Annotated in this window: 10 protein-coding genes; 8 read left to right on the forward strand and 2 right to left on the reverse strand. The window is 59.1% G+C overall.

Translation table 11 applies throughout. From position 1 onward, the window contains the following. Window positions 1-3 precede the first annotated feature (3 nt). The 4 genes from DK391_RS32345 to DK391_RS32360 all read left to right on the forward strand — a co-directional run bounded on the left by DK391_RS32345 (window position 4) and on the right by DK391_RS32360 (window position 3,502). Window positions 4-1,206: an acyl-CoA dehydrogenase family protein gene (locus tag DK391_RS32345; protein WP_109482076.1), complete on the forward strand. Its 1,203-nt coding sequence runs from the start codon at window positions 4-6 to the stop codon at window positions 1,204-1,206. Between the two features lie 32 nt (window positions 1,207-1,238). Beyond that, window positions 1,239-1,775: a 4-hydroxyphenylacetate 3-monooxygenase, reductase component gene (hpaC, locus tag DK391_RS32350; RefSeq protein ID WP_204117482.1), complete on the forward strand. Its 537-nt coding sequence runs from the start codon at window positions 1,239-1,241 to the stop codon at window positions 1,773-1,775. Window positions 1,776-1,777: 2 nt separating this feature from the next. Continuing rightward, entirely contained in the window at window positions 1,778-2,473 is a 696-nt protein-coding gene (locus DK391_RS32355) for an EthD family reductase (RefSeq protein ID WP_204117483.1), read from the forward strand. Between the two features lie 93 nt (window positions 2,474-2,566). Next, window positions 2,567-3,502, forward strand: coding sequence for a LysR family transcriptional regulator (locus DK391_RS32360; RefSeq protein WP_109482078.1), 936 nt, complete (start codon window positions 2,567-2,569; stop codon window positions 3,500-3,502). Here the strand turns inward: DK391_RS32360 and DK391_RS32365 are convergent. Further along, window positions 3,487-3,672: a hypothetical protein gene (locus tag DK391_RS32365; protein ID WP_109482079.1), complete on the reverse strand. Its 186-nt coding sequence runs from the start codon at window positions 3,670-3,672 to the stop codon at window positions 3,487-3,489. The genes DK391_RS32360 and DK391_RS32365 overlap by 16 nt on opposite strands. A gap of 36 nt (window positions 3,673-3,708) precedes the next feature. Next, on the reverse strand, window positions 3,709-4,893 hold the full coding sequence (locus DK391_RS32370) for a glycosyltransferase family 4 protein (protein ID WP_239483014.1): 1,185 nt from the start codon (window positions 4,891-4,893) through the stop codon (window positions 3,709-3,711). A 449-nt stretch (window positions 4,894-5,342) separates the two neighbouring features. On the opposite strand from DK391_RS32370, the gene DK391_RS32375 reads away from it, so the two are divergent. From DK391_RS32375 to DK391_RS32390, 4 genes are all read left to right on the forward strand, one after another. Beyond that, a complete protein-coding gene (locus DK391_RS32375) occupies window positions 5,343-7,727 on the forward strand; it encodes an RICIN domain-containing protein (RefSeq protein WP_109482081.1) in 2,385 nt (794 codons plus the stop codon). 242 nt (window positions 7,728-7,969) lie between these two features. Further along, window positions 7,970-9,097: a glycosyltransferase gene (locus DK391_RS32380; RefSeq protein ID WP_109482082.1), complete on the forward strand. Its 1,128-nt coding sequence runs from the start codon at window positions 7,970-7,972 to the stop codon at window positions 9,095-9,097. 74 nt (window positions 9,098-9,171) lie between these two features. After that, window positions 9,172-9,420, forward strand: a complete 249-nt coding sequence (locus tag DK391_RS32385) for a hypothetical protein (protein ID WP_109482087.1) — start codon at window positions 9,172-9,174, stop codon at window positions 9,418-9,420. A gap of 270 nt (window positions 9,421-9,690) precedes the next feature. Further along, window positions 9,691-10,680, forward strand: a complete 990-nt coding sequence (locus DK391_RS32390; protein WP_239483015.1) for a helix-turn-helix domain-containing protein — start codon at window positions 9,691-9,693, stop codon at window positions 10,678-10,680. Window positions 10,681-10,861: the final 181 nt, after the last annotated feature.

Genomic DNA, 10,861 nt, shown 5'->3' on the forward strand with positions numbered 1-10,861 from the left:
ATCATGCAAAGCATTTCCACCTACGCTTATGAGCCGCGCATCGCTGGTGGCAGCGAGCCGTATCCCGAGTATGCCGGTCCCATTTCCCTCGACACGCTGATCGAAGAGATCGAGCGCCGCCGCGACGAGTTCGATCAGGTGTCGCACGTGCCGCGCGACATGATCGCGAAGATGAAGCGCGCCGGCATTTATCGTGCGAGCACACCGCGCCGCTTCGGCGGCGACGCGCTGCCGCCGCCGCAATTTCTCGCGATACTCGAACGCATCGCAATCGCCGATGGTTCGACGGCCTGGGTCGCCGCGTTCGGCTCGGCCAACACCTATCTCGCCGCCCTGCCCATCGAAACGCAGCAGCACATCTATGCGAAAGGCCCGGACCAGGTATTCGCAGGCGGACTCTATCCGCTGCAACCGGCCGTCAAGGTGGCGGGCGGCTATCAGGTCAGCGGGCAGTGGCACTTCGCCAGCGGCTGCAAGGGCGCAGACTGGATCGGCGTCGGCATCGGCGGCACGCCAGCGAGTTCGGGCGAAGCGGCAGCAGGCAAGCCCTTTACGGCCGTGTTTCCGGCGAGCGACGTCGAGATCGTCGACAACTGGAGCGTGGTCGGCATGCAAGGCACGGGCAGTCACGATCTGCGCCTGCGCGACAAGTTCGTCGATGCGCAATGGACCTTCGTGCGCGGTGGCCACGCACTGATCGACGAACCGCTGTACCGCTACCCTGCCGTCGCTTATCAGGCACAGGTGCACGCCGCTGTGAACGTCGGCCTCGCGCGTGCCGCGCTCGATATCGTGACGGGCATGTCAGGCGCGACGAAGACCACCACGGGCGCGCCACGTCTCGCGGACCGCGGCTATTACCGCTCGGGACTCTCGAAAGCAGAAGCGCAATGGCGCAGCGCGCGCGCCTTCTTCTACGAGTCGTCGCAAGCCGCATGGGACACGCTCATTGCAGGCGATCCCGTCACGCCCGATCAGGCCAACCTGATGCGCTTGAGCGCAACGCATGCAGCCCATGTCTGCGCCGACGTGGTGATGCAGGCGTATCAGATGGCGGGCATCGCGGCGATCTATCGCGAGAGCCGCTTGCAGCGCCTGGTGCGCGATTCGATCGTCGTCACCCAGCATGCGTTTCTCGGCGAAGGCACGTACGACGCATCGGGCGCGCTGTTCGCGGGCGTTCCCCCTGTCACACCATATCCGTGATGCAACGCGCAATCCATTGTGAGGAGCATGCGATGACGAACGAAGACATCAAGCGGCGCTTTCGCGACGCGATGGCCTGCCTGCCCGCCGCCGTCAATGTCATTACCACCGACGGCCCGAGCGGCCGTTGTGGCCTGACTGCAAGTGCGGTCTGCTCGGTGACGGACTCCCCGCCAACCATGCTGGTCTGTATCAACCAGACCAGTTATGTGCATGACGTGTTGCGCGAGAACCGCAGCGTGTGCATCAACGTATTGGCCGGCGAATATCAGGAATTAGCGCGCGACTTCGCAGGCATGACCGCATGTGCGATGGACGAGCGTTTCGCGCGCCACGCCTGGAAACCGGGACGCTCGGCCGTGCCTGTGCTGTCGGATGCGATTGCGAATCTGGAAGGCACGATCGTCGAACTGAAGAGCGTCGGCTCGCATTCAGTGATGTTCGTGCGCATCGACGACATTTCTGTTCGTACCGATGGCGACGGGCTGATCTATTTCGCGCGGCAGTTTCATCGCCTGACGCGCCCTGCTGTTGCGCAGGCGAGCGCCACGGCTGATTGCGCGAGGTGAGCGTGGAAGTCTGCTTCTTTCTGATTGGCGAGGGCGGCGACGCGCGCAATGTGTTCGATCGATCCGGCATCGCGCATATACAGTCCGCAGCGCGTGACGCAGCCGGGCTGCGGCGCTTCGTGTTGCATCTTCCTGCTACCAGCGATGAGCGCAACGCTGCCGCACCTTTCTGCGTCATGCAATGGTATTTCGACGATCTCGATCTGCTCGAAGCCGCGTTATGCCCCGGCGGCGCTGTGCAAGCGGTGGCGGAGCATATCGAAGCGCGTGTGAGTCAGGGCACGCTGCGTCAGCAGGCCATGGCCGTGCGCAGGTTCTCGATGCCACATCAGCAGTTGTCCAATGCTGTCGACGAACGCTGCACCTATCTCGTCAGCTACGACGGCGAAGCCGATGACTTCAACGCATGGCTCACGCACTATCTGACCTGGCACCCGCCGCTGATGACACAGCTTCCGGGTATCCGCGAACTCGAGATCTACACGCGCATCGACTATCGCTCGCCTTTGAAGCATGATCGCGCGACGGCCATGCAACGCAACAAGGTCGTATTCGACGACATCGCCGCACTCGATGCCGCGCTCGCGTCGCCCGTGCGTGCGCGCATGAAAGAGGATTTCGAGTCGTTTCCACCTTATAGCGGTTCCACGCCGCATTACCCGATGCGCAGCATTTACGGTAATCTGACGCGCGAGTAAGAGCGCCGGGCGCGGGCATGCGCGTTCGGTTCAATCGCATGCTTGAATGAGCGCTGCTGCATGGAGCGCCCAAACGGCCAAATACTGTGCGACATGACAAAGACGCCCCCAGGCATCACAGACTTGAATCTTCTGCGTGTGTTCCTGGCCATTTCAGATCTGCGCAGTCTGACGGCTGCAGGTGAACGGCTCGGACTTACCCAGCCAGCCGTCAGCCATGCATTGCGGCGGCTACGCACGCTGTTCGACGATCCCCTGTTCGTCCGCACGCCGACTGGCATGGTGCCCACCGACGCTGCCCTCCGCTTGCACGCGCCCCTCACGCAGGCTTTCGGCATCATCAACCTGGCCGTCCAACAACTGGCGAAGTTCGATCCGGCGACAGCACACCGCGTGTTTCGTGTTTCGATGTCCGACATGTCGGAGTTCTATTTCCTGCCGCCTCTGCTCGCGATGATCGACAGCACGGCGCCCGGCATACGCATCGAAGTCGTCAACTTCTCCGTCGATTCTGTCAGCACCGCGATGCGCAGCGGCGAGATCGATCTTGCACTCGGCTATGTGCCAGGACTGGACGCTGCGTGCATCAGCACGACGCTATTCGTCGATGAACATGTGTGCGTGGTGCGGGCAGGACACCCACTGCGCAGACGCAATCCGACCAAAGAAGATCTTGCCGCGTTGCGCTATGTCTATGCGAGCACGAACGCAACCGGTCACCGGATGGTCGAGCAATGGCTGGAGGAATTGAACTTGCGGCGCGACATCGTCTTGCGATTGCCGCATTTCGTGGTTGCACCTGAGATCGTGCAGAACACGGATCTTGCCGTGATCTTTCCGAAAAGCATTGCGCTGCGCTTCAACAGGAACAAGGCGTTCAGAATCTTGCCGTTGCCTTTTTCATTGCCGCCCATTGAAATACAGGTGCACACGCATATGCAGTTTTCCGCCGATCCCGGCATTGCCTGGCTGCGTGACGCCATCTGCCGGATGTTCTCGGCCCAGTTGCCGGCTCAGGCGTCGAGATAGCTCTTCGCCAGTTCGTGGATTTCAGCGAGCGCTTCCACCGCACGGTTCAGATCGATTTCGCCATGCTGCTTCGCGAGCGCCATCATATCCGTCAGTGCCTCGTCCTGTTCCTCTGCCTGCATGCACAGAAGAAATGGCGCGCGTGTCTGAAGGCTGTCCGACTCGTTCATGATTCTCTCCCCGCATGTGATGCATCGCGTTCAGCGCTATTCATGTTCGGCTGGTGAAACGACCTGATCGGAATCGAGCACGCTATCGGCGAGTTCCATCAGGTTGCTTGCGAATACCGTGGGCTTCCATTGCTCGACCGCGAGCCGCGCGCGTGCTGATAGCCGCTCACGCAGCATGTCGTCCAGTGCGAGCGTCCGCATGCGCGACGCCAGCATGTCCGCATTGCCCGGCTCGATGATGTACCCGTTCACGCCATTCGCGACAAGCTCGCTTGCCACACCGCATGTGTGTGTGACAATCGCCGTGCGCGATGCCGCAAAAGCTTCGTTGATGCACAAACCCCATTGATCGAATTCGCTGGCGAGCACCACGAAGTCGGCAAGGCTATAGATCGCGGGCATTTCGGCGTTCGGCAATGCGTCGAGAAAGCGCACGCTATCGTCGAGTCCGAGTTCCGATACCAGGGTTCTCAATCTCGGTTCATCGCTTCCCTGCCCGATCAGCACCAGTTCGATTGCGTGGTCTGCGAGACAGGAACGAGCAAACGCGTCGATGACAACGTTCACGTTCTTGCGGGCGACGAAGCGGCTGACACATAGCACGTATCGCCGCGGCAAGCCGCGCAGACGACGCACCTCATCGGCGGATTCATGAGCGGCCGCCGCGCGGTGCGAGAACTGGTCGACGTCGATCACATCGAAACCGACGCGTGAACGCCAGCGCGGAATACCCAGAAACTCTGCGTAATCGCGGTGCCGTTCTCCAGCGACCAGCGCGCCATCGAAGCGCTTCACCAACCGACGCTTGAGCCATTCCTTGACACTGCTGCGAGGGCCATCATCGGCCTTCGAATCCGACATGTAGATCAAGCCGAACGGTCTCGTGAACCTTCTGACGAAACATAGCCACAACGAGTACGGCGTGTCGTAGCCCAACGTGACGACGACATCCGGCTCCACGCGCCGCACAATTGCCGTGAGACGCGAGAAAACGCTGAGCCAGCGACCGCCTGCATCGCTAACATCCTTCTCCAGCGTAGTGACGCGTTCATGACGCTGTGCAAAAAACGACGCACGGCGTGTCTGCGGAAACGCGTAGAAACCCGAGCGTCCGAATACTTCGACGAGACGGACTTCGTCGCCGCGCCGGGTCGCGAGCCGCATCAACGCTTCGTAGCGCGGCACGTGATAGTCACCCAGGTGACCGATAACGAACAGCATCCGCATGACGTCCTCAAACACTGCTATTGGCAGAAACGCACGACGCGCTAACCCGTCGGGATGCCACTATGAATCGTTCTTGATTGCTCAGACCACTGGCGAACGCAGCGCCAGCCGCCCTCACTTTATTACGTGTGTCTGATTACGTTTGTATGTATTGCCACTGAGGACTGCACTCTGTCTATTAAAGGCTGTATGCAGCCTTGCAATCAGCCCTTAACCATGGACCACTACGCTCTATTAAAAAACGGCTCACAAATATAGACTGCTCTGGACGAATAACGGGAAGTGAACGCTTCAAAACTTGCTTCCGTATAAAACGCATTAGCCTTTCAAACCGTAAGAGAATCAACTCCTCAAACCGGACGTGAACAAACCGAGGCTACTTCATTGGATCAATCGAGGCTCTCGGTAACAACACCAAGAAGAAAAGGGACGGCTGCAATCATATGAATACGTCGCCATTTGCGTTTGTCGGGTTGCTTCGCCACGCCCTCGCGGTTCTTTTCCTCTGCAACCTGCTCATTACGCCTGCTCGTGCGTCGTCTGCGGATTGCAGCAAAGGCACACTCGTCACCGTGGTCGCGCATCTCGACGACGATCTGCTGTTCGTCGAACCTGCTATCAGCGAACGGCTTCGTGCTGGCTGGTGCGTGACTACCGTGCATCTGATCGGCGGGGCAAACGGCGCGAATTTCGCCTACGTGCAAAAGCGCGAAGAGGGTTCGCGGCTTGCGTATGCGCGTCTTGCGGGTGTCGCCAATGAATGGGATGAGTCGACCATACGCATCGCCGGTAAGCCCGTGCTTCAACTGACGTTGAAGGCACAGCCGCGCGTACGCCTTCTCGAACTGCGGCTACCCGGCGGCGCGGTGCGCGGCGGACGCGTGCCGCTTGCCTTGCTGTGGGATCAGGGCGCCACGCTGACTAGTTATCCGATGGGTCATGGCGAGATACCGGCAGCGCGATACAACCGTGATTCGCTGTCCAGCGTGCTCAGCGCGATATTGCAGGATGCCACCCGTATCGCGACCTTGAACCCGGATACCGCGCCCTTCATCGAGCATCCGGATCACATCTACACGGCCCGTATCACGCGCCACGTAGCACAGACCCTGGGCCGCAACGTGCCCATCGCGTTCTACGTCACTTATCCCATGGGAAACTGGCCCGCCACGCTTTTCGGCGACACGGCACAACGCAAGCGTGATGTGGCGGCCACTTACTTCTCAGTCGATGGCGGCGATTTCGCTCATGTCTTCGGCGAGTACCAGTGGGATGGCAACTGGGTTTTACGCAACTATGTACACAACGACACCACGCGCGATGTCAAAGCCGATTTCGTCGCCATTCCCTCTGTCCTGTTCAATACCGGCTCGGCGCAGTGCCTGACGTCACAAGGCAAAGCACGTAGCCCGGAACTCGCGCCGTGCGACGAATCACCCAGCCAGCAATGGAAATGGGAACCTCGCGCAACGTATGCGGGTAATCAGCACAATGCAGCACTCGTTTCCGTATCGACGGGACAATGCGTTGCCGAGCACGAAGGCACACTCGAAGAAGAACCGTGTGAAGAATGGGACGCGTCGCAACGTTGGACGCCGTGGGACTTTGGTCTGATATTTACGCCGTCACGGCGTTGTCTCGGAGAAGAAAACAACCGCCTTTATATTCGAGGATGCGCGTCATTGACGACACGCTACCGATGGTCGACGTTGCGTCCCGCGTGGCCTACCGACTTGCGCCTCACGGGCGCGATGTACGGCGATGTGACAGGAAAAGGCACTCCCTCGGCTATTTATGTACAACGACGCGCCGACGGTCCCGGATTCGATGTCTATGTGCAGAACTCGATACTGGGCAAACCCGATCAGCCCCAGAAGTGGTATGCCAATGTCGTTCCTTTTGATAGCCGCGCAACACACAGTACCTGCACTGCCGATACATTATGTTTCGACAGTGCCCGTTTTATGGTCGGCGATTTCGATGGCAATGGCCGCGCAGATCTGATGGTCGCCACGCCGAGAAACGGCGGTACGGCATTCTGGCTGCTGCGCAGCAATGGTCAGCAATTCACTGCTCCCGTTCTGTGGTTTCAAAGCGACGAAAAGATACCTGGTGAAAACACGCAGCAGTACCTTGCTTATTCGAACCCAGGGAGCGCGCGCGACAAAGTTCTGGTTTCAGTACAAAGATCAGACAACGCACTGGAGCTTTGGACAATAGGCGCCGACGAGAACGGCCATATCCAGCAGGCGAAGATCATCGGAACAGGTACATTGAGTCCGGATACACAACTTCTATTTCTGAGAAGCGTTCGCAAAAGTGCGGCGTCGTTTATGGCAATCCAGTCTGCCGATAGTCAACACCACATTTCCATTTCCGCACTCGATGTCGAAAAAGAACGCTGGAACGTCGACGCTACTTTTCTTCTTCCGCCGCAGTTCAAACGGGACTCGACACGCTTTTCCATCGATACCAGTGCCGATGCATCGCTTGTCATGAGCGTGCCGCATTTCGCAGAACCGGGCGGTGTCGACGTATGGAGATGGAGCGTCGCGCGTGGCAATACAGCACCCGTTCTGATGGGTTATCTGCGCGATCTTCGCTGGCAGGATGCCGCACCGTTCGTGTTGCGCGAAGCCAGCCACTCAGCACTATTCTTCTACGAGCGTACTGACGCGATACTGAATAACACACAGTTCTCCGCCGGCGCCTCTGAGCTTGTTCGATTCACGCTCGATGGGAACGAAATAAAAGGTGTCCCGATGGAAGCTTTCCCATTGCCCGTCGTTTACTCGGAAACGCTCTGGCTCGACCGATTGATGCAATAGCGGCATTGCAGTCGTATTCGAATGACGAATACGTTCAATACGAATTGCCGGATCGAGTACCTGTGTCGATCAATGACTAGTGCTTGACCGAATCTGCATGCATCGATTGCCTATCGTATAGCCACATATATCGATCACCACAATTGACGGCAGACCTGCGCAACCGTAGGCTGCAACAAACAAGAGAGACGCGCTCCGGCAGATCGCTTCTCTACGATTACGCCCATTCAAGACGGTGACACGTGCGGATACTACAGGTTGTCTATGCGCCACGTTTGTCGGGTGCGGAGATCCTCGCGAAGGGTCTCGCGATCCAGCACAGGGAGGGTGGCCATGAGGTCTGCATTGCGTCGATGCAACCGCAGCTTGCCGACTTCGACCACAGCCGCAGCGAACTCCATGCGGCCGGTGTGCTGTGCAGATTCCCTGCTTCGCGGCAGGGGCGAATCGGACGCCTCACGCATCTGTGGCGCACCGTGCGGCAGTTTCGGCCTGATGTGATCATCGCGCACGCCACACTCGCCGCACTCTACGTACGCCTTCTTCCTGCCGCCGCACCCGTTGTCTACGTGATGCACTCAGGCTCCAACGATTTCGCCAATCCAAAACTGAAGTGGGCCGAGCGCATGCTCTCGCATCGCGCGAAAGCAGTGGTAGGCGTCTCTCCGCAGAATACCTTTGACTATCTGCACGAAGTCGGACCGCATCCACGCGTCACCGTCATTCCGAATGGCGTGGATCTGCCGCGCTTCCAGAACGCGCCTTCCGGATGGGCCGACGTCATGCCGGCCGCGTCGAAGCAGATCGTGCAATTGGGCCGCTATGTCGTCGACAAGGGGCAACTCGAAACCATACATGCGTTTGAAGCGGTGCTGCAGCAGGAACCCGATGCGCGGCTCGTGCTGTATGGCGTGGTAGAAGATCTCGCCTATCACGACAACGCCATGAATCTCGTGCATCGTTTGAAACTCGAGGAACGCGTCACGCTATGCGGCCCTGCATCAAATGTGGCGGCCATATTACGGAGCTCACAGGTCTTTGCCATGCCATCGCATATGGAGGCGCATAGCATTGGTTTTCTCGAGGCACTCGCTTCAGGTATTCCCGTTGTGGCAAGCCGCATTGCAGCATTCCAGTTCGCCCGCGATTTTGCCGGTGTGTCGCTCGTCGATACCAGGAATGTTTCGGCCTATTCAAGCGCCTTGCTCAGCGCATTGCACGCGCGGCGTGCGTTTCGCCCGCTGGATGGCTACACGTTGCACGACACCGCCGAGAGCTACCTGAAGATCGCGCAGGCTGTTTGCGAAACGCGCGGCACGGCAGCCGATTCATCGATAGCCGGCTGGAAGAGCAACGAATCATCGATGTGAGTCTGGGTACACAGACCGAGCTTCACCCGCTTGCCATTAGTCTTTTTGCTGCACACACGCCCGACGGGGTCGATATGAATACGACAGGCCAACACGAGGACACCTTCGAGAGCGCGCTGCGATTGCTGCTAGGCCAGCAACGCGATGCGCTGCGAACCATCCTCGCACTATCGGATACGACACGCCGCCACGACGCCACGTCCGCGCGTGCCGCACTGGCTGAGATCTTTCAGGCCGCCGACCGATGTCATTCCACCTATCGCGCGATGCTCGTCGAGATCATGGCGACGCAACGCGCGAGTAGCGTCTCTCCAGAGCACTGAACGGCACGTCAGCCAACTGTCAGCATGTGATCTGCACATTGCAGCCGTGCGCGCAACACGCGTCGGGCTGTCGATGTGGAAGCACTGCCATACTGCGTAAATACAACGGTTACGTGCGTTCGCCCACTTTCGCGGATCGAATTATCGGCGCAGCATAAATGCCTGGCGGGCGAACTGTGATCTTCCATGCGGCGAGACTGCGCAGCATGCTTATCGTTGCAATTCCGGGGCTTCGAGTGCTGGACCAGTTCATTCAGGTTGGGGAAGAACATGATGTCGATGCATCCGCCTCAAAGACTCGAAAGCAAGGATTCCGAAGCCACAGACATCGTTCCCCAGCGAGTGCGACAGGTTGCCGTCGTACTGTTCGACGGCTTCGATCTGCTGAGTGCCAGCGTGATCGCGAACGCTCTGGAGATCGCGAGTGAGTTGTCGGCGCGCGGTCCCGTTCAATGGGTCTACCCGATCACCACGCTGTCCGACCATGACGGCTATATCGCCAGTTCTGCTGCACTGCTGGTCAGTTCGGAAACTTTCGAAGCCCACGTTGGACAAGAGTTCGATGCGATCTTCGCGATTGTCGGCGCAGATGCGTGTATCGATTCGCGCGCCGTCCCGCTGATCGCGTGGATCAACCGGGCGCGTTCCAAGGCTGCCGACGTGCGGCTGGTGGGTGCGCCGCTTCCCGGACTCGACGGTCACGCGTATCGCGAACCGTGCGAGCACGAGGAGGACACGCGTCGGGATGTCACGCACCGCTCGGGCGACTGCAAGACGAGATCGCAAAGCCTCAACGATGCGCTCACAGGTGCATTGAAGCTGATCCGCCGCGACATGGGAGACGGTATGGCGCGTCGCGTGGCTGAACGTCTGTCCGTCTGCTCGCGCGACATGCTCAATGCGATCTTCGAAGACGTGGTCGGCAATACGCCGGCGGAGAAAGTGCGCGCCGCTGCGCACTGGCTGCAGGATAATTGCCGCCGCCAGGTGACGATCGAGGACGCAGCGCAGGTTGCGGCGATGAGCGAACGTAGTCTGCTGCGGCACTTTCGCAGTGAGCTTGGGATGACGCCGTCGGATTATCTGATGCATGCGCGGCTTCAGGTTGTGTGTAATCTGCTGGTGGAGACTGATTTGCCTGTCGATAAAGTTGCTAAGCGGGCTGGGCTGACCAGTGGGGATCATCTTGCGCGTAGTTTCAGGCGGCATATGAAGACTTCGCCGACGGAGTATCGTGCGCAGCGCAGGATGCAGTGTTGATTTGTTTTTTTCTGCTTTTTTCTGTTTGTAGTGGTTGTTGTTGGGTTTGTTGGTTGCATCCGCTTTTTGTTAGTGGTCTGCCTGGGTTGCCCCTGTGCGGGGCGGCACCTACTTTTCTTTGCCGCCGCAAAGAAAAGTAGGCAAAAGAAAGCGGGCTAACACCACCCACTCCGGTCACTGC

The sequence above is a fragment of the Paraburkholderia sp. C35 genome (genome assembly GCF_003121405.1).
In the GTDB taxonomy this organism is placed as follows: Bacteria; Pseudomonadota; Gammaproteobacteria; order Burkholderiales; family Burkholderiaceae; genus Paraburkholderia.